Annotated in this window: 7 protein-coding genes; 5 read left to right on the forward strand and 2 right to left on the reverse strand. The window is 59.8% G+C overall.

Going from position 1 to position 20250, the window contains the following annotated elements; all coding sequences use genetic code 11:
- Positions 1-14 precede the first annotated feature (14 nt).
- Positions 15-896 carry an oxidoreductase gene (locus G6N33_RS18090; RefSeq protein ID WP_044507782.1) on the reverse strand — a complete coding sequence of 294 codons (882 nt, stop codon included), beginning with the start codon at positions 894-896 and terminating at the stop codon, positions 15-17.
- Positions 897-1136: 240 nt separating this feature from the next.
- Positions 1137-1571, reverse strand: coding sequence for an acyl-CoA thioesterase (locus tag G6N33_RS18095; protein WP_044507780.1), 435 nt, complete (start codon positions 1569-1571; stop codon positions 1137-1139).
- A gap of 1254 nt (positions 1572-2825) precedes the next feature.
- Here G6N33_RS18095 and G6N33_RS18100 point away from each other — a divergent pair.
- The 5 genes from G6N33_RS18100 to G6N33_RS18120 all read left to right on the forward strand — a co-directional run bounded on the left by G6N33_RS18100 (position 2826) and on the right by G6N33_RS18120 (position 20169).
- Complete coding sequence (locus tag G6N33_RS18100) at positions 2826-3263, forward strand: MmpS family transport accessory protein (protein ID WP_179962640.1); 438 nt, start codon at positions 2826-2828, stop codon at positions 3261-3263.
- Entirely contained in the window at positions 3260-6061 is a 2802-nt protein-coding gene (locus tag G6N33_RS18105) for an MMPL/RND family transporter (RefSeq protein WP_081662059.1), read from the forward strand. Before G6N33_RS18100 ends, G6N33_RS18105 begins: the two co-directional genes overlap by 4 nt.
- A 188-nt stretch (positions 6062-6249) precedes the next feature.
- The gene (locus tag G6N33_RS18110; protein ID WP_231382450.1) at positions 6250-7812 is read left to right on the forward strand and encodes a PfaD family polyunsaturated fatty acid/polyketide biosynthesis protein; all 1563 of its coding nucleotides are present in this window, start codon (positions 6250-6252) and stop codon (positions 7810-7812) included.
- 94 nt (positions 7813-7906) lie between these two features.
- Positions 7907-13837 carry a type I polyketide synthase gene (locus G6N33_RS18115; RefSeq protein ID WP_163771572.1) on the forward strand — a complete coding sequence of 1977 codons (5931 nt, stop codon included), beginning with the start codon at positions 7907-7909 and terminating at the stop codon, positions 13835-13837.
- Complete coding sequence (locus G6N33_RS18120; protein ID WP_163771574.1) at positions 13834-20169, forward strand: beta-ketoacyl synthase N-terminal-like domain-containing protein; 6336 nt, start codon at positions 13834-13836, stop codon at positions 20167-20169. Before G6N33_RS18115 ends, G6N33_RS18120 begins: the two co-directional genes overlap by 4 nt.
- Positions 20170-20250: the final 81 nt, after the last annotated feature.

The following is a 20250-nucleotide window of genomic DNA, read 5'->3' on the forward strand; positions in this document are numbered from 1 at the left end:
ATCCCATGAGCGCCTTAGAGCGGAAATTTGACGCCGGTGAGCTGCTCGGACAGGTCCCACAGTCTGGTGGCGGTGACCGGATCCTTGGCCCGACGGCTGCGACGCACCGGTTGAGTGGGCCCGATCCAGCCGAATCGGGGGCCGATGAAGGTGTCGCCGGGCAAATCCTGTGATGCCGCGTATAACGTCTGCCGCGCGCCGAAATCGGCGTTGGTGGCGACCACTCGGGTGGCCGCCGACATCAGCGCATCGCCGATCCTGCGGCCCGAGGCACCCTGCAGGTTGGTGTGCGAATAGCCAGGATGAACGGCCAGCGCGCGCAGCGGCGAATCGGCCGACCGCAGGCGACGCTGCAGCTCGGTGGTGAACAACAGGTTGGCCAGCTTGGACTGGCTGTAGGCCAACCAGGGCGAATAGCGGCGGGTCTTCCAGTTGATGTCGTCCAAGTCGATCCGCCCCGGCCAATGCGCCATCGATAACAGGGTCACCACCCGGTCGGTCAGCTTCGGGAGCAGCAGGTTGGTCAGCGCGAAGTGGCCGAAGTGGTTGGTGCCGATCTGACTCTCGAAGCCGTCGGTGGTCAGCGCGAACGGTGCGGCCATGATGCCGGCATTGTTGATCAGCAGGTCGGCCGTGTCGACACCGTCGGCGAACTCGTGCACCGACGACAGATCTTGCAGATCGAGCCGGCGCACCTCGACCGGTCCGGCGCCGGGACCGCGCATCGTTGCGGCGGCGGCTTCGCCCTTGCTGGGGGTGCGGACGGCCAGGATCACCATGGCGCCGCGGCCGGCCAACTCGCGGGCAGTGATCGCGCCCAGTCCACTGTTGGCGCCGGTGACGATCACGGTGCGCCCGGCAAATGACGGCAGGTTTGCGACGGTCCAGTCGGCCATACTTGTCACCCTAGTGACGGCTTCGACTCCAGGGGCAACTCAGAGCCTCGGTGATCCGGGCCGGTCCGCGCCACCGCCTGATCCCAGGTGCCACGCTGCTGTGCCAATGCCGGTCGGTCATTGGCAACCACCGTGAATTCCACGTCCAACAGACCGCTCAATCCGCGGTTGCCGGTCTTTGTCGGTTGTGGCGACGGCAAATCGACGCTTTACGGCGGCTGCCGAGGTGCGCCGACATCGCTATTGCTTCGGATCGTCCGATCCGGGGTCAAAGACGGCGCGGATTTTTTCGCCCCAAGGCTTTGAACGCCCTGTGGCGGGGTCGAACTTGATAACCGACCGAGATCCTCGCACATGCTCACCGGCAGCACTCTTCACCACAAAGTCGAACAGAGCACTACTCCGGCCAACCCGACTGGCCCAAAAAATCACATCTACATCACCAATTTGACGAATGGGCTCGATAAAAACCAATTTGGTTTCACGCACCACCTGATGTAAGTCTTCATGCCCGGGAGTGAATCCAAGCCGCGACACGCAGGCGAAGAAAGCGCGATCGATCAACGCAAGGTATCGACCATGATAGAACATGCCGAATGCATCAAGATCGTCGAAGTAGACTTGACACTTTTCAACAAATTTCTTGACGCCGCCGGCATCCGTTTCATCGTTCATTGCCCCCCCTGTCCCTCAACGTCACATCCACAGTTGCCTTTATCCAAAGTCAGAAACTCAAGTTTCACTGCGTGGGCACGGCCGCGGCAGCCTAGTACATCTCGGATGATTAGCGTGAGCGCGTAGCGTGGTGCGGCCGGCAGTCAAAGGCGGGACTAGCTTCGCCCGGTAAGCCATTCGAGTCAAGCCGGCAGTGATAGCTCTTAACTATTATTGCTCATGCATAACTCGCGAACCAGGCTTAAAAGCCTGATGGACAGTGTCGACGTCCACCATCACGTACTTAGGACGATTCTTTGATGGACGACGTGAAAGCGCCCACGCTCGACGGCCGGGCACCATTTCGCCGGTTGGTGGCGAAAATGGCCGGACACTCGGCATGCGCCATTGCTTGAGCAGTATCGGGGTACCGTTGCGATTGCACCCACGTCAACATAGGCCGGAACCCAAAGCTGGCCGCTAGCCGTTTTGCGGGTCCTGATGTGAACACGAATCAGCCGGCAGCCTGGCACGCACAGACCATTTTCATGGCGCCCTGGTTCTAGCGGGTAATGCCAGCAACGGGTGATGCTGAGTGTGCCGGTGTACTGAACGGTGTGTTCTCCGCGGTACCTCGTACCGATGCTTGAGTTTCGTTGGCGCAGCGGCACATACACGCGATACGGACAGTTGGGATACCGTCACTATGGGCTGGCGAATCTATGATTCATCGCTGCCCGTCGGTGTGCGGGCGGGTCGCCCAATCGCGGTCTTCTTCGTTGAACGCGTGAAATCCTGGCGTCTAATTGTCGGCTCAGGGCGGCGAAACCGAGCGGCGCGATGGGTTCGCATTGGAAGGATGATTTCCGGAGCAATTCCGATGCGGGTAGGACGTTGAGCCTCGCAGTGAATAACCGCGGCTGGCAAGCGATGATCAGAAACGGATCGTCCGCTCTTTCGCGATATGCGGGTGAGTTATCTTCTCGCCCGGTGCCTATCGAAGCGGAGCTGGGTGCTGGGGGATTGTGGTAAGGGCGTTTATCGGGAGAACTATCGCGACATCGGCGGAACAAACTGACGTAGTCAATACTAACCGGTCCAGCGCCGCAGAACCCTACCTAAGCGTCATGAGATTCAACTCTTTCCGCGACCAACGGATTATGGAAGCTTTCGTCAAGTTCCATCGACCTTACTGTCACTCGCATTGAAACCCGCACATTATGGTCCACCCTGCTGGGTGGCTCGCCGCGGCATCGGTCATTGAGAGGTAGGGGATTGTTTAGTTTGCTCAAACGCAGGTGGATGCCGATGCTGCTTGTTTTCGTGATCGGGTTGGGGGGGTACGTAGTAATTCGTATTCGAGACAGCTTCGACGCCAATACATCGGTCGACAGTGGTGATCCAAATATCAGTAGTGACCGGGCACTCAATCCGAAACGCGTCAGCTACGAGGTCATGGGTACTCCCGGCGGCACGGCCAGCATCGACTACCTCGACGAAAATGCGCAGCCACACCAAATTGACGGCGTTCAATTGCCCTGGTCTTTCACAATTGTGACGACGCTACCTTCGATGTCCGCTAACGTCATCGCTCAGGCGAGTACCACCGTCAGTGCCGTGCGGTGCCGGGTAATCGTCGATGGCCAGGTGCGGGACGACCGCATGGACGCCGGCTATCAACCCTTCATCTACTGCTTAGTGAAATCGGTGTGACCACCAACAATTCGCGGCGACGACTCGCCGCTCTGACACGTGGCCTGTCTATACCAGTGATCTTGTTTTGGCTTCTTATCGCCGCCGGTTTAGGCGCAATCTCACCGCCGCTGGAGGAGGTCGCGAGCCAACACGCAGTTGCGATGTTACCGAAGGATGCCCCGGCCCGTCAGGCTATGCTTCGAATTGGCCACGTGTTCCACGAGTTCAGTTCCGACTCATCAGCTATGGTCGTCTTAGAGGGACGCGAGAAGCTCGGCGAAAATGCGCATCAGGTTTATAGCGAGATCATCAGAAAACTTCGCGCCGATACCGCACACGTCGAATATGTCGAAGATTTCTGGAGTGATCTGCTGACGGCGCCTGGGGCGCAAAGCGCGGACGGCAAGTCCGCTTACGCTCAGATATTCTTGGTGGGCGACGAAGGCAGCACGCGTAGCAATGAATCAGTGGCCGCGGTACGACATATCCTCGATCGAACGCCCCTGCCGCCGGGAATCCATGCTTACCTGGCCGGTAATACCGTCCTCGTGGGCGATACCGTTTTAGTATCCAGCCAGAGCTTCAAAACTATGTCACTGGTATCGCTCACGGTGATCTTTGTGATGTTGCTTGTCGTCTACCGCTCAATAATCACCACCATCCTGGGTCTCTTTGTTGTCATTGTCGAGCTTCTTGCGGCACAGGGGGTCGCGGCCACCCTCGGCAACCTCAAATTCATCGGCCTCACGTCGGTTGCTACCAGCATGATTACCGGGCTGAGTATCGCTGCAGCAACCGACTATCTAATTTTCTTATTGGGGCGTTACCACGAGGCCCGATCCCTCGGCCAAGATCGTGAGACCGCCTTTCGGGCGGCGTACCAAGGTGTATGGCGGGTCATTTTGGCTTCCGGTTTGACTATCGCCGGGGCCTGTCTTTGTCTAGCCGCGACGAGGTTACCCTACTTCCAGACCTTGGGAGTGCCCTGCGCCGTTGCAATGCTGGTGATCATGGCAGCAGCGTTGACGCTAGCGCCCGCGGTGCTGGCATTTGCCTCCCGATTTGGACTGTTCGACCCTAAACGGGAATTATCCACCCGAAATTGGCGCAAGATAGGCGCCGTGGTGGTGCGCTGGCCGAAACCCATCATTGCCGTCACTACGATCATCGCCATAATGGGCTTCGCGGGACTCCTAACCTACATCCCCAATTACGACGATAGGAAATTTACCCCGCCAAATATGGCTGCAAATGTTGCATATTCGGCCGCAGATCGACATTTCTCACAGGCGCGCATGAATCCCGAACTGCTGATGGTTGAAGCAGACCACGATCTGCGTGATCCCGCCGATATGCTGGTCATAGACCGAGTTGCCAAGGGTGTATTCCACCTGCACGGCATCGAAAGAGTGCAGAGCATCACCAGGCCGCTGGGTGCGCCGCTGGAGCACAGCTCCATTCCCTTCCAGATCGCTCTACAAAGCTCTGCCACGTTGGAAACAGCGAAGTTCGTGAACGACAATGCGGATCAGCTCCTGCAGATGGCAGACGAACTGAGCACGACGACCGCCATCATGGAGCGAACGTACAACATCATGAAGGGTCTAACAGCAACCACTCACACTGCGGCGGGTCGGACTCGCGAGATAGTAGATACGACGAACGAGATCCGAGACCACGTGGCGAACTTTGATGACACATTCAGGCCATTTCGTAGCTACTTCTACTGGGAGCAGCACTGCGTCAACATACCGCTATGCTGGTCCGTGCGTTCGATTTTTGATGCGGTAGATGGTATCGACCAAATCGCACAGGAGCTGCAGGGCCTCAGTGGCGATTTTCAGCAGCTTGACCGACTTATGTCTGATTTGCTGCCTGAGTTTCCTATAGCGATCGCTTCGATGTACAGGATGCGCGATTTGGCGTTGTCCACACACAGCCGAACGGCCGGCATCCAGGCTCTTACGCAGGAAGCTGCCAACGGCGCGAGTCTCATGGGCGAGTATTTCGACCAAGCCAAAAATGACGACTCATTTTACTTGCCGCCTGACGTTTTTAACAATCCGGATTTCCTCCGCATTGAGAAATTATTCATGTCGCCCGACGGGAAAGCGGTAAGATTCGTCGTCACCCATCAAGGGGATCCCGCCTCGGTTGAGGGTGTCCGGCACGTCCGAGAAATCGAGGACTCGGTCGCCGAATCCCTTAAAGGAACCCCATTGGAAGGAGCGAGAGTATCCCTAGCAGGTGCCGCATCGGCGTACGCCGACGTCCAACATGGGGTCGTCATTGATTTGCTGGTCGCTGGGATCGCATCATTAATCCTGATCTTTACCATAATGCTGTTCGTCACCCGCAGTGTCATTGCTTCATTGGTCATTGTTGGCACCGTAGCGCTCTCCTTGGGGATGGCGTGCGGCCTTTCGGTTCTCATCTGGCAGGATTTCACTAACTTCGGTTTGTGGTGGCTCGTGCTGCCCCTGTCGTCGATAGTCCTGTTGGCGGTCGGATCGGACTACAATTTACTGGTCGTCTCCCGACTCAAAGAGGGACTAGACGCGGGATTAAATACCGCGATTATCCGCGGTATGGGCGCATCTGGCCGCGTCGTCACGGCGGCAGGTCTCGTATTCGCCTTCACGATGGCGTCGATGATCGTCAGCGATCTGCGCCTGGTGGGTGAGATCGGCACCACGATCGCTCTAGGGTTGCTCGTGGATACGCTCGTCGTGCGCTCCTTCATGACTCCGTCGATCGCGGCGGCGTTGGGGCGTTGGTTTTGGTGGCCTTTGAACACAATCCGGCCCCTAAAGTGAACGCGCCGAGACGGTAGTTTACTTTGCGGCTATTTAATTGTGAGCCGACGACGGCAGTACCAATTGGAGGGGTAAATGGTAATTGGTGATGGGTCCGACCGGTGGATTCAAGAGTAAAAGAGTGGTCGGCGACGGTGGCCCCCGAACCGTGGCCAATCTTGGGGGCATGGCGCAGCGGGAGAACTCCGGTGGCTTTCGCACCATCGGATATTGCATATGTACTAAGGGACTTCCGCCGACCATTGCACATCGTTCGGAGCGCTATTGATGGTGCTATGGGGGTAGGCACCGACGGCGAATTGATGGCTTCGAGCTCTTCGGACATGTTTCTCTTGGCGACGTTGCCACCATTGTATCCCGAGTGGCTTGGTGATCGATCTTTTCACGAAAATCACAACGTGCGGTTTGCATACATCAGCGGATCCATGGCTAATGGTATTTCTACTCCAACCCTTGTTGTGGCGATGGCGAAGGCGCAAATGCTGGGTTTTTTCGGGGCGGCTGGTCTCTCCTACCAAGGAGTGGAACGTGGACTGGCGGAAATCGTTAGGGGCCTAGGTGAAGGAAAAGATTCCACTTGGGGCGCGAACCTAATTCATTCGCCAGGTGATCCAGCCCTCGAAATGTCTCTCGCCGAGCTGTACATTTCTCATGGCGTGAGGAAAGTGGAGGCGTCGGCATTTATGAGGCTGACGCCGGCTGTCGTGCACTACGCGCTGTCGGGCTTAACCACCGATCCAGCCGGGCAAATCGTGCGTAACCACAGCGTCTTCGCCAAGGTTTCCAGGCCCGAGGTCGCGCGTCAATTTATGATGCCCGCGCCAAGCGCAGTCGTCGCCGAACTCGTCGCGATGGGCAAATTGACTACTCGAGAGGCGGAGCTGGGACAACATGTGGCGGTCGCCGAAGACATCACTGTTGAAGCAGACAGCGGCGGTCATACCGATAATCGCCCGTTGGGAGTGCTGTTCCCTGAGGTCGCTGGGCTGCGTGACCAGGTCGCGGCCGAATGTGAGTTGGCCCGACCGGTCCGGGTTGGAGCGGCAGGTGGCTTAGGCACGCCTCGTTCTGTGGCCGCTGCATTCGCGATGGGCGCTGACTATGTGCTGACAGGTTCGATCAATCAGACATGCGCCGAGTCGGGGCTGTCAAGGAGTGGGCGCCGATTGCTGGCGGACGCCAAAATGTCCGATGTGGCGATGGCTCCCGCGGCCGATATGTTCGAACTTGGCGTTAATCTCCAAGTGCTGCAGCGGGGAACTATGTTCGCTCAGCGCGCGCGCAAACTCTATCAGATGTATCGGGCGAATCCGGGCTTGAATGCGATTGTTGGAGAAGCGGAACGCGAATTAGAAAAGATATTTGGGATGGAAATTGGTCGGGTGTGGGATGAGACCCAAGATTTCTGGAGACAGCGGGATGCCTCGGTGCTCGACCGCGCGGCGCGAGACCCCAAATTCGAGATGGCTCTGGTATTCCGATGGTATTTAGGCCGGTCGAGTCGCTGGGCAATCAATGGCGATTCCGATCGGACGATAGATTACCAAATCTGGTGCGGTCCCGCCCTGGGCGGGTTCAATTCCTGGGTCGCCGATACATACTTGGCCGATTGGGAACACCGTCGAGTTGTAGATGTCGCCCTGAATCTGCTCGAGGGTGCTGCGCAAGTTACCCGCGCGCAACAGGCTCGTAGTCATGGTGTGCCAGTACCCTCTGCGGCATTCCAATATTTGCCTCGCCGGTTGTGCTGAAAATACATCATTATCCACCCGCTGTTCTCCCATTTATCGTTGATCGTACACGCTAGTATCTGTCCGCATACCGAGTGCCAAGGTGTTGAACATAATGTCAAGCCGTCCCCCAATCGCTATTGTGGGTATCAGTTGTCTGTTTCCGGGTTCGAATAATTCCTCAGCCTTTTGGCGCAACATCATCGCCGGCTCAGACCTAATATCAGATGTGCCATCATCGCGCTGGCGCATCGATAATTACCGCGGTCCGGTATCGGGCACTGCAGTCGAGAGGCATGTCAGGCGCGGAGCGTTCTTGAGCAAAACCGAATTTTGTCCCGTCGACTTCGCTATTCCCCCTAAGACCGTATCGGCCATCGACACTGCGCAACTGCTTGGCCTGGTGGTTGCGAGCCAGGTACTGGACGACGCAACAGGCGGCGACTCGACAACTTTGGATCGGGACCGAATCAGTGTCGTTTTAGGGGTTGCCAGCGGTACCGAATTGCTTGTTCACATGGGGGCGGGGCTAGAACTGCCGGTTTGGGAGCACGCCCTGCGCTCGGCCGGCCTACCGGAGCCTGAACTAAAGGAGTTCAGTGATCGAATCGCCGCGAGTTACCTACCTTGGCAAGAAGACTCTTTCCCCGGTTTGTTGGCCAACGTGGTCGCGGGCCGTATCGCTAATCGACTGGACTTCGGCGGAACAAACTGCGTGGTGGACGCGGCATGCGCGAGTGCGCTCGCAGCTGTTGACATTGCTTCGAATGAGCTCTACTCGGGCAACTCCGACATGGTCATAGCTGGGGGAGTAGACACCTTTAACGATGCATTGATGTTCAGATGCTTTTCCGAGGTGACAGCGTTGTCCCGGTCGGGTGATTGTCGCCCATTTTCTGCCGACGCAGACGGCACGATGTTGGGTGAGGGGTTGGCGATGTTCGCGCTGAGGCGCCTGGCGGACGCTGAACGCGATGGTGATCGCATCTATTCAGTCATTCGCGGCATTGGTAGTTCTTCCGATGGGCGCGCCAGGAGTATCTATGCCCCCAGCAGCTCCGGGCAGGCCAAGGCGCTGCGCCGCGCCTACGCTGCGGCAGGATATGGCCCAGAGACCGTTGGGCTTGTCGAAGCGCACGGGACGGGCACTAAAGCGGGGGACACAGCGGAGTTCGGCGCACTGCGCGAAGTCTTTACCAGTGCCGGCCGCACCGACTTGCAATGGTGCGCTCTTGGATCAGTCAAATCGCAAATAGGTCACACGAAGGCGGCGGCTGGGGCGGCCGGCCTATTCAAAGCAGCGATGGCACTGCATCACAAGGTAGTGCCGCCGACCATCAAAGTGGACCGACCGAACCCCGCCCTTCGGGTCGAGGACTCACCTTTCTACCTTCCCGCACAGGCAAAGCCGTGGATTGCCCCCGTTGGGGTGCCCCGCCGTGCCTCGGTTAGTTCGTTTGGGTTCGGCGGATCCAACTTTCATGTGACGCTTGAGGAATACACGGGATCTGGCAAGCGCGCATGGCGCCACCGCGCCTCGTCATGCGAACTCATCCTGGTGACCGCGGAATCCGCCGCGCGGTTGGCGCAGGACGCCACCGAGCTGTCCGCCTCACTTGTCGAACACCCGGACATGCTCTCCCATCTCGCTCGCGAGACGCAGGATCGCTATGACGCTTGCCAGAAACACCGCCTTGCGCTTGTCGCGGACGACGTGCCAGACCTGAAAGTCATGCTTACCCAAGCTGCCGCCAGGCTGAGGGCGGCTGGCTGCCCGCAATCTTTCGCTTCGCCTCGCGGCTACTTCTATTCCGGAGAGCCGGCCGGACCTGTCGCACTGCTGTTTCCCGGTCAGGGAAGCCAGTATGTCGGTATGGGAACAGAGGTGCCCTTGGTCTATGCCGGCGCGCTGGATCCATGGGAACTTTCGCGGCGACCGATCGGTGACTCAGGCTGCGCGCTGCACGAAATCGTCTGGCCAACAACGGCTTACTCCGAATCGGAGCGGGCCCGCCAGTCTCAGATCTTGGCGGGAACCCGATGGGCGCAGCCCGCGATCGGCAGCCACAGTCTTAGCCTGCTTACCCTGATTCGCGCATTGAATATCAAGTACGCGATGGTCGGTGGTCACAGCTTCGGCGAGGTGATCGCCCTGTGCGCTGCCGGCGTGTTCAGCGATGAATCAGCGCTCGCCATTGCGCACCAACGCGGCCTGCTGATGGCCAGTGCGTCAGAATCGGTCCAAGGCGCTATGAGTGCGGTGTCGGCTCCGGTAGAGCGGACGATACCGCTCATCTCATCTTGGGGCCTGCAAGTCGCCATCGCCAACCACAACAGTCCCAACCAGATTGTGCTTGCCGGTGAGCTCGATGCCATTGCCGAAGCCGAAAACCGCCTTCGCGGTGAAGGGTTAACCGCTCAACGCCTAGATGTGGCGACTGCATTCCACTCGGAAGTTGTCGATTCGGCGGTTGGCCCATTCAAGAAATTCCTAGATGGCACAGTGTTTAGTTCACCTAACGTGCCTGTGTACGCTAATGCCACAGCCCAGCCGTACAAGCCCGATGCCGGCAGCATTCGCCAGGGGCTTGCCAATCAGCTGGCTCAACCGGTTCGCTTCTCGCAGCAAGTCGAACACATGTGGGCTACCGGTGCACGCATCTTTGTCGAAGTGGGCCCAGACGCTGTCTTGACGCGCCTTGTTCGTGAGTGTTTAGGAGACAGACACCATACGGCCATCGCCCTGGATCGACGGGGTTCAAACGGGATTCGGACCTTGTGGCAAGGACTCGCGCAGCTGGTTGCGGCGGGGGTTCCGATGGAGTTTATGGCTTTGTGGGCTGACTACCCGGAAGTCGACGACCCGCGTCGCCGGAAGCCGCCGGCGTTGGCGCTGATGATCGACGGGGGCAACTACGGAATCCCACAACCCAATGTCCACGAGTCGGCGCGGACGGCGACGCCCGCATACCGCCACCATGATGCAAATGATGAACCGGTGCAGATGCGATCAGACACGTCTGCGCAAGCCGGCTTGCAGTCCGTAGTTGAGCTGCCCCCTTGTGGTGGGGGCGTCGTACGTTCGGATGTGGATGTGGATGTGGATGTGGATGTGGATGTGGTGGGTGCGGTGTTGGGGGTTGTTGCGGATAAGACTGGTTATCCGGTTGAGATGTTGGATCTGTCAATGAGTTTGGAGTCGGATCTGGGGATCGATTCGATTAAGCGGGTGGAGATATTGGCGGGGGTGCAGCAGCGGATGCCGGGGGTGGGCGAGTTCGATGCTGCGGTGTTGGGGCCGGATGCGACATTGGGGGAGGTTGTTGATCGGTTGGGGCACTATGTGCCCTCTTCGGGTGCGGCCCCGCCCGCGGTCAGACCGGGTGTGGCGGCGGCCGTAGTTGAGCTTCCCCCTGGTGGTGGGGGCGTCGTACGTGCGGATGTGGATGTGGATGTGGTGGGTGCGGTGTTGGGGGTTGTTGCGGATAAGACTGGTTATCCGGTTGAGATGTTGGATCTGTCAATGAGTTTGGAGTCGGATCTGGGGATCGATTCGATTAAGCGGGTGGAGATATTGGCGGGGGTGCAGCAGCGGATGCCGGGGGTGGGCGAGTTCGATGCTGCGGTGTTGGGGCCGGATGCGACATTGGGGGAGGTTGTTGATCGGTTGGGGCACCATGTGCCTTCCTCGGGTGCAGCCCCGGCCGCCGCGACCACACCCGCCGTAAGTCACCCCGCACTGGCCATTCCACATTACGTAGTCCGCGCGGTCGAGGCGCCGCCTCGCGGCATGCGGATGCCAGGACTGAACAACGACTCGAAAGTTGAGATCGCCGGGTTGGCGGGGCTGCCGGTGGCCGAGGCGCTGGCAGCGCGATTGCGCACTGCGGGTATCGAATCCACGGTCGTGCCACATCCGAGCCCGGATGCCGACTGCGTGATTCAGCTGGCGGGACTGAAAAGCCTAGGCGCGCCCGAAGATGCAATCGAGGTCAACAAAGAAGTCTTCGCTGACGCCCAACGCGTGGCGGCTAATCTGCGGATTCGCGGCGGTGCCTTTATCACAGTGCAGGACACTGGAGGGACATTCGGCTTGATCGTCGATCCAGGGACACGTGCCTGGATCGGAGGAATAGCAGCACTCACCAAAACAGCTGCCCAGGAATGGCCCGCCGCACGCGTTAAGGCGATCGATCTGGCTACCAATGATCGATCTGCGGGACTGCTGGCCGATTACATTGTTGACGAACTACTCATGGGAGGTCCAGAGCTCGAGGTCGGGTTGGGCAGTGCGCACGGGCGTGTCACGGTGGCTGCGGTCGATGCTGAGCGGGTACAGCCCTCGACGCGGATCGGTCAGCGCGACGTTCTCATCGTCACGGGGGGTGGCCGCGGGGTAACCGCGGCGTCGGCGGTTGCGCTAGCACAGGCGACGCGCGCCAGCTTCGTCCTCATCGGCCGCAGCCAGCTGGATGAAGAGCCCGCAGCTGTGCACGGTTTGACGACGGACGCCGATCTTAAACGCGCACTGTTCGACAGCTCCCGGCGCCGAGGCATCCAACCTGCACCCAATGATATTGCTCGCCAGGTCAGACAAGTAAAGACGGTAAGAGAGATCCGACAGACCATTGCGGCCATTGAGGCGGCGGGTTCCCGGGTCCGGTACGTGCCGCTGGACGTGCGTGATGCCGCTGACGTCAGTACGCTTCTTGCCGGCGTCAGAAGCAATTTCGGGCCGATCACCGGGCTAATCCACGGTGCGGGTGTCATCGCCGACGCTACATTGGACACGACAACGGGCCTTCGATTCGACGAAGTATTCGGCACAAAGGTCCACGGGCTGCGTGCCCTGCTCGATGCGACAGCTCAAGATTCGCTGCATACCATCTTGCTGTTCTCGTCGGTGTCCGCGCGCTGGGGTAATGCCGGCCAGTGCGACTATGCGATGGCCAATGAAGTACTCAACAAGGTAGCACTGGCCGAGCAAACGCGCCGGGGCAGCGGCTGTCTGGTGCGTGCGCTGGGATGGGGACCATGGGATGGCGGCATGGTAGACGACGATATGAAGGCGAGGTTTAGCTCACGCGGTGTGGCGCTGATACCGCGGGCGGTTGGTGCCCAGGGGTTCGTTGCCAATGCGCTCGACACCAGCGCTGCTGGTGCCGAAATGCTGGTGGCAGAAGGTTTCTCGCCTGAGCATTACCCGGCGTTGCCCGCGCCAGGACGATTCGCGCAAGTATGCGCCCATCGTGGTCGGCAACCCTATCTGCACGATCACCGGGTCCGAGACGACATCGTCTTACCCATCGTGCAAGTGTTGGAGTGGTTTGTTCGGATGGCACATGGATGCCGTCCGGGACAACAGATCAAACGCGTCCATGATATTCGGGTCCTGCGCGGTGTGACGCTGACAAATTTCGATACGTCCGGCGATACCTTCCAGATTCGATGTGCTTCAGTCGAATTTCAGCCAGGCAGTCTCGCCATGGAGCTATTGGACGATACAAACGCCTCTCGATACTCCGCAGAGATTCAGCTGAGCGCAAGTTCCCCCAGCGGGTCATTCCCAGAACTGCTCGACGACAGTAGTGGGGCGCTCGACCAGAGTGGTTGCTACGCCGACGGCATGCTATTCCACGGTCCGGCTTTCCAGGCACTGGAACGCATCGAGGCATCTGGGGCCTTGGGTGCCGTCGCTACGCTTTACGGCCTCGCGCAACGGAACTGGCCGGACGAGCCGTGGGTACTCGACCCGCTCGCACTCGACGGAGCCCTACAGGTCGCGTTTCTGTGGTGTCTCCGGCACGCCGGAGGCCGGTTTCTCCCGATGCGCATCGGCGATCTCTGGATTCATCACCAAGGGCCAGTGACGGGCAAGCTGCGCTGCGAGCTAGCGGTTGTCGAGGCAACTGACAAGTGTGCACACTTCGACCTTCGATTGACCGACGCCACGGGCGCCGAGGTGGCCGAACTTCGGCAGGTCGAGTTTTATGCTTACGACCCCGTTGCCGGAGCTACGTCGTCGACATCTCCACGATCGACATGACATTCGAGCCGATTGCGATAGTGGGGCAGGGTTGCATTTTTCCTGGGGGATTGCACCCCCGCGACCTCTGGGCGGGGATCTTGGACGGTCGTGATGCGCTTGGGTCGGCACCCGCAGATCGGATGCCCACACCGGCACCCACTATTCGAAGTCATTCCCGAACAACACCGTCCGACTACCCCGTTTGTGATATCGGCGGATACGTACGCGGTTTCGCAGACGTCTTCACCCCACTTGGATTCCTCATTGCCGCAGAATCCATTGCCGGCTTGGACCCGCTTTATCTATGGACGATGCACGCTGCCCGGCAAGCAATCGAAGATGCCGGATGGGCCCTGGGTGACGTGCCCGGACGAACCGGCCTAGTCCTGGGCAATCTCAGCTATCCCACCCGCACGCTGACCGACCTCGCCGAAGAAGTCTGGAGCGGCAGGACACCCGCCGTGGACCGTCGAAACCGATTCTGCTCCGGTCTGCCCGCTGCCCTGGCAGCTGACGCATTAGGGATCACCGCGGGCGCTTTCAGTCTCGACGCGGCATGTGCTTCATCGCTCTACGCGATCAAGCTGGCGTGCGATCGTCTGCATGACCATGCAGCGGATGTGATGTTGGCTGGTGGTGTCAATGGTGCTAATCCCTTGTTGATTGCGGACGGGTTCACCGCTGTGGGAGCCTTGAGCCCGACGGGAAGATCGCGACCATTCCACCGTGACGCCGACGGCCTCGTGCCAGGAGAGGGCGCCGGGTTTGTAGTGCTTAGGCGCCTCCGCGATGCGGTCAGCGCCCATGACCGGATCATAGGAGTCATACGCGCCGTTGGGCTTTCCAACGATGGACGCGGCCCCGGCGCACTGTCTCCGTCTTCGACGGGCCAGGAACGCGCGATGTGCCTCGCTTACCAGATGGCTGACCTAGATCCGTCGGACATCTCATTGATCGAATGTCATGCCACCGGAACTCCGGTGGGCGATCTGACCGAATTCACCAGTATGAGCCGGATCTTCGCGGGTTTGAACGACGTACCAATCGGGTCGGTCAAGTCGAACCTCGGGCACCTCATCACCGCATCTGGTGTCGTCGGTCTGATCAAAGTGCTCGCTGCCATGGACGCGGGTATCCGGCCGCCGACACTGCATTCCGACGAACCCGCTCCGTTCATCGCAGGTTCGCCGTTTCGCCTACTCACACATGCGGAACCATGGACGTGTGCAGGTCCGCGGCGAGCAGCGATCAACAATTTTGGCTTTGGTGGGAACAACGCCCACCTCATTGTCGAGGAGTGGATCGAATCGGTCGAACTGCTTTCTATCCCGTCCACGCACACCGTCGACCGAACAGCAGACGACGATGTCGCGATAATTGGGTTGAGCCTGCTCGTTGGGGACGACCATGACACATGTGATGTCGCCGAGCGCTTGGTATCTCAGCGCCCAGTGACCGAACTCGAGGAAGATGGCACACGGCGAGCACGGATGCGCGGACTCAATGTTGATCTGTCCCGGGTGCGTATTCCACCAAATGATCTCGAACACGCTCTTGCCCAACAATTGTCGATACTATGCGCGGCGCTCGGCATCGGCGAACTGATTAAAACACTGCCTCCCGAACGAACAAGCATCCTTGTAGGTATGGGCTGTGACGCCGAAGTGGCTCGCTTCCCGGTCCGCTTGCGGCTCTGCGAACTCCTGGACGATCCAGCACTTTTGGCAGATGCGCGTGATCGTGTTGTCCGCAAGCTGGAGGCGCCCGGAGTCGTGGGGACGTTGCCGAACGCGGTAGCCAATCGGCTGAACAACCAGTTTGATATCCGCGGACCGAGCTTTGTCGTCAACGACGAGCAGCTCTCGGGGATCACCGCGCTCTCACTGGCTACTCGCGCACTGCGTAGCAAAGAAATTGACGCGGCCATCGTCGGCGCGGTCGATATGAGCTGCGAGCCGATCCACGAGGCCGCGGCCCGCGATTTACTCAGCGCCGGTGAACAAGACCCCGCAGACGCCGCAGTCGTGCTCGTCGTCAAACGCGCAGTCGACGCACTTCGGTCCGGAGATCCAGTCCTCGCCATCGTCACCGCAGACAGTCGACAACGGCACGACGACGTTCACCTGGGTAACGTGCCCGGTGCCCACAATGTCAGCCGCCTGCTCGGCCACGCTCACGCGGCATCCGGTCTGCTGCATATAGCAGTGGGTGCTCTGTGTGGGTTCCTGGGTGTCAAGCCCGATGGTGAACCCTGGACGAGTCGCGTGCGCGCAGTCACCGTGTCGATGAACGGACTGTTCAACAAGCGAGAGCAGGCGTTCCTGACCAACGCGCATGGTGAGAACTCGTCGACAATCGTCCAACTTGCCCGACTTAAGCAGCTCCTAGCCAATACCCGGCCGGGCATCACACAACGGCGATACCCGGCCCACCTCCCACCCGTGGTGCTACCGCACGGGTATCCCTCACGCGGACCGGAGTCACCGGACAAGTTCGCTGACGGGTCATCCGATCAAACGAGACGGCTCACCGGGCTACCCCGAGCCCCCGCGTTGCCGAGCATCGCCGACGCACGTTTGCGCCAACCGCTGGGGAGTGCACTCGTGCAACACGATTCAGCTGAATCAGTCGCGGTGGATACGAGCAGCGTGACGACGCTCAAGGGTCAGTTCGAAAACCCTTTGGGCTCAACGGGCATCGCGCCGGCCGCGGGTAGTTCAACCCACGTGGAAGATCCGAGCGAACAATCGTCGCCGGCGGCCACTAGCGGTGCGCTGCACGGAGGGTACCGGGCGAAGCAACCAGCACCACCAGATGAGAAAGCGCTACCGGCGCCGACCACTAAGCGCCGGCCGACCGGGCCAACCCTGGACAAGCGCGATCTACAAAGACACTCCTCTGGTCAGATTTCGGACGTCTTCGGCCCGGCTTTCGCGGTGCAGGACCGTTATCGCCGACAAGTACGGATGCCTGGCCCTCCGCTGCTACTTGCCGATCGGATTCTCGGCATTGACGCCAGTCCAGCCGAATTCGACGCCGGCACTATCTGGAGCGAAACAGATGTCACGCCTGGGGCTTGGTACCTGCACCAAGGTCGTATGCCTGCCGGGATCATGATCGAGAGTGGGCAGGCTGACCTTGTTCTCATCTCGTGGATGGGTGCCGACTTCGCCAACCAAGGCGAGCGTGTCTATCGGTTGCTAGGTTGTCAGATAACGTTTCTCGGCGGGCTGGCCGAGGTCGGTGACACGCTGCGCTTCGATATTCATATCGACAGCCACACCAGAATCGGCGAGATCCGGATGTTCACGTTCCACTATGACTGCTCAATCCGTGGTGTGGAACGGTTGATGATGCGCAATGGCTTAGCGGGCTTCTTCTCGGACGAAGAGCTGGCCTCCTCCAAAGGGGTCCTATGGAGACCAGAGCGTGAAACAGTGACCGGTCAACGTGATTCGGCGCCGGTTGCCATCGCGCGGACCGCGCTCTCACGAGAAGAGCTGGCGGCGTTGGCCGCCGGCCACCTCTGGGAGGTACTAGGCCTCGGCTTCGAGCTCGCCGCAACCCACACCCGCACGCCCCGAATCTGTGCTCCTGAGATGCTGTTGATGCACGAAGTGACGGATCTGGACTACGACGGCGGACCTTGGGGGCGCGGGTATTTGCGTGCTGTCAGGCGCCTGAGGGCCGACGATTGGTTTTTCTCTGGCCACTTCGAAGACGACCCTTGCATGCCGGGCTCAGTGATGTTCGAGGCGACCTTGCAGAGCATGGCCGTCTACATGACAGTGTTCGGCATGACGCTCGAATCCGATGGATGGCGGTTTGAGCCCGTTCCGTTTGAGACATACGAATTTCAATGCCGTGGCCAGGTGACGCCGAGTTCTCGCGAGCTGGTGTGTGAGGTTTTCGTCCGCGAGGTCATCGCGGACCGAGAACCTAAACTCTTTGCCGACGTGCTTTGCACGGTCGACGGGTTGGCCGCATACTATTGCCGCCGAATGGGACTCGGGCTGTCACCTGGATGGGTTAATGATCTGGGCTTCTCGGAACTCAACGGACGAATCGAGTTTCCACGGGCATCCCAGGACGGTGCCGCATTCGAGTTTCCCGCGTTGTTGGAGATAGCTTGGGGCAGGATCGCACCGGTGCTCGGAGCGAAGTTCGAACACGTCGAGAACCGCAAGTTTCCCCGGTTACCCGCTCCGCCGTTCCTGATGATCTCGCGAATTCAGTCGCTGATGGCCGAGCTGGGGGTTATGCGACCGGGCGCCAAGGTGATCGCGGAATACGACATACCTGAAGACGCCTGGTACTTCGCGGCAAACGGAGCCAGCTCAGTGCCGAATGCGTTGCTTATGGAGGTGTGCCTGCAGCCATGCGGCTGGCTCACCGGCTACACAGGTGGTCCTCCGACGGACGACGACGACATGTATATCCGCAATCTGGAAGGCACGGCAGTCCGATACGTCGAGGTCACGCGCGCCAGTGGAACGCTTCGCACGGAGGCGGTGTTAACCAGCGTGACGAAGACAGGATCGACCGCTTTGGCGCGCTTTTCAGTTGAGGTCTACACCCGCGACACCCTTGCCTACACGGCGGAAACGTTATTCGGGTGTTTCACTGGGCCCGCTGCCCAGCGGGAGGCAACGGGTTTACCCACCACGAACGAACAACACGACTTGCTTAGTGCGCATTGTGAAGCGCCAACAATAGATCTGGCCTCGAAACCCCAGGAATATTTCGGTGGCGGCACACGGCTGGCGGAACCGATGTTGCTAATGATCGACCGGGTGACCGGACGGTGGCCATCTGCCGGCGCAAGTGGATTGGGGCGATGGCGAGCCGAAAAAGACGTGAACCCGAGCGACTGGTTCTTCAAGGCCCACTTTTTGCAGGATCCTGTGCAACCAGGCTCCCTGGGCATCGAGGGCCTTCTACAGTTGCTGCAATTCGCCATGCTAGATCTCGGACTCGGCGAGTCGCTAAAGGACCACGGACGATTCCAAACGGTGGCTTTGGGACATCGCATGACCTGGACGTACCGTGGCCAAGTCTCCCCGGCAGACAAGCTCATCTGTTTTCTGATCGAGATCACTCGCGTCGAGATTGGCGATGTTGAGGTACTCGCAGTGGCCAACGGGTCGATGTGGATCGACGCAGTACGCGTCTACGCTGCCCAAAACCTTGCGGTGCGCATTGTTAGCGGATCACGCCGCGACGACGACACCAATTCGTCTGACGCGGAACCACCTTCGTGGAACCCATCGTCCGTGGGGGACGACACAGACTATCCCGCTCTTGCGGATGCACGCCAAGGATCACGTCCCCGCCACACGATGGAACTGGCCAGTGTCGCTGTCACATCGCGCGGCGTACCGGTAACTGTCGTCCGCGGCAGCACGAAAGTGCCAGAGACGACCAGGCCAGAGGAGGCGGATTGGTTACCCGTGCGTGAATGGTGGCGTCAACGATGGGGGGTGCCGCCGGGCTCGTTCAACGAGCTTGTCTCGTGGGCACTGCTAAGGCGCTATGTGCGGCGGGTGATCGTCCAGGATGCTTGCGCGATGGCCGCCGCGCGGGGCCGGGGCACGTTGTTGCTGGCTAACCACCAGGTTCAGATTGAATCGATTCTCGGCACCATGATCGCTTCATGGCTTACCGGCACTGAGGTTTTGACAGTGGCTAATGCCAAGCACAGGACGAGGTGGGTGGGCGAACTCTTAAACGTCGTGCAAAGTCATGCGGCGCAGCCCAGCGGGTCCAGCACCTACTTCCTCGATCCTACTCAGCCACAAGAGTTCTTCGCACTGTTGGATCAGTTCAAAACGGATCATGCGGAACGCGACGCATCGCTGATGGTCCATGTCTCGGGGACCCGGCAGGTCAGCGCCAGCCAGCGGGTGGACAGGATATCGTCGGTGTTTCTCGACCTGGCCGTGGAACTGTCGATGCCCATCGTGCCCGTACATTATGCCGGCGGACTTCCGGTCGATCCCGTGATTCACAAGCTCGAGGTGCCCTACCGTCACACCGCCCAAGACTACATTTTCGGAAAGCCTATCTTGGCCGAAGAATTGCGAACCTTGCCGTATGCACGACGTCGACGGCACGTACTGAATGCCATCAACGCGCTCGCACCGCCCAGCGATGCACCGCACGAACCAAACCTGGCCGTGGAGTCGCGACTCGCCGCGACGGATGCGCACACTGATTCCGGTGACGCCGCATGGGCAGCGATCGAGGATGCACTTGACGGCCTGCCCGTCGACTGGACTACGTCGAAGAGCCGTCAGCAGTGGCGCAAGATGCGCCCAACCGGTGGCCGTGCGCGCCGTGCTGGCACCTGAGATCGGCGTTGTTACAGTTGGCCCCCGTGCTCCCCGAGCTCGTCGGGCCGGCGACTGTACGCGGCACCGTCGGCACCTTCT

Source organism: Mycobacterium simiae (assembly GCF_010727605.1).
Taxonomy (GTDB): Bacteria; Actinomycetota; Actinomycetes; order Mycobacteriales; family Mycobacteriaceae; genus Mycobacterium; species Mycobacterium simiae.

Bases quoted from the DNA above. Each gene is read 5' to 3' on its own strand.
- G6N33_RS18090 (WP_044507782.1), bottom strand. From the start codon at position 896: ATGGCCGACTGGACCGTCGCAAACCTGCCGTCATTTGCCGGGCGCACC.
- G6N33_RS18095 (WP_044507780.1), bottom strand. From the start codon at position 1,571: ATGAACGATGAAACGGATGCCGGCGGCGTCAAGAAATTTGTTGAAAAG.
- G6N33_RS18115 (WP_163771572.1), top strand. From the start codon at position 7,907: ATGTCAAGCCGTCCCCCAATCGCTATTGTGGGTATCAGTTGTCTGTTT.
- G6N33_RS18120 (WP_163771574.1), top strand. From the start codon at position 13,834: ATGACATTCGAGCCGATTGCGATAGTGGGGCAGGGTTGCATTTTTCCT.